Below are 1,017 nucleotides of genomic sequence, written 5' to 3' on the forward strand. Positions count from 1 at the left end.
CTTTTTGCTGCGCTGCCGCCGTTTGAGATCGGCGGCGCGACCATGGGCTATGGGCTTGGCCCCGCGTCCAACGCTGCGTTTGATGGCGGCGGTGAGCGGCGCGCGATCTCGATTCTGGGGGATGGTGGGTTTTGGCATAACGGGCTTAGCTCTTCGATTGGAAACATGGTTTTCAACAAATCCGACACCGTCGCTGTCATTGTTGATAACTATTATTCCGCTGCGACAGGTGGGCAGGATGTCCTGTCCAGCCGCGCGAAAAACGATACTAAATCTACGAATAATCCGATTTCCGCTGCACTTAAGGGGGTCGGCGTCGAATGGGTTCGCCAGATTGATCGCACCTATGACGTGGGCAAAGTCCGCGAGGTTTTGCGCGAGGCACTGACGACCGACTACGCGGGTCCCAAGGTGATCGTTGCGTCCTCTGAATGTATGCTGAACAAGCAACGGCGCGAAAAACCGCTGCGCAATCAGGCGATCAAAGAAGGCCGCCGCGTCGATATCCCGCGTTTTGGCGTTGATCCGGATGTTTGCACGGGCGATCACGCCTGCATCCGCCTGTCCGGTTGTCCGTCCCTGTCGCTGAAAAAACTTGATGACCCGCTGCGTGACGACCCCGTGGCGCATATTGACCAGACATGCGTCGGCTGCGGCAATTGTGGGGAAGTCGCCGATACCGCGATCCTGTGTCCGTCATTTTATCAGGCCGATGTTGTGCACAATCCAACCGGGTTTGAGGCATGGCGCGCCAAGCAACGCAGTAAGGTGATCGCTTGGCTGCAACAGCGGCGCGATACGAAACGGTTGGTGCTGCGATGAACGCGTTGATCCCTGCGAAAACGCCAGATGCGCGCGTGGCGCAGATTACGAAACTGGCTGTCATGGCTGTCGGCGGGCAGGGCGGCGGTGTGCTGACCGCTTGGATCGAAACGCTCGCCCGCGCCCAAGGCTATGAGGTGCAGGCCACCAGCGTTGCAGGCGTGGCGCAGCGCACAGGTGCCACGATCTACTATA

Annotated in this window: 1 protein-coding gene and 1 pseudogene; both read left to right on the forward strand. The window is 59.0% G+C overall.

Annotation, left to right across the window (positions count from 1 at the left end; all coding sequences use genetic code 11):
- A partial coding sequence (locus tag ABYT07_RS21405; protein WP_372994027.1) for a thiamine pyrophosphate-dependent enzyme occupies window positions 1-822 on the forward strand: 822 nt, incomplete at its 5' end.
- Window positions 819-1,017, forward strand: a pseudogene (locus ABYT07_RS21410) (hypothetical protein); the annotation flags it as partial. The gene ABYT07_RS21405 and the pseudogene ABYT07_RS21410, both read left to right, overlap by 4 nt.

The sequence above is a fragment of the Sulfitobacter sp. genome, assembly GCF_041552635.1.
Lineage (GTDB): Bacteria > Pseudomonadota > Alphaproteobacteria > Rhodobacterales > Rhodobacteraceae > Sulfitobacter.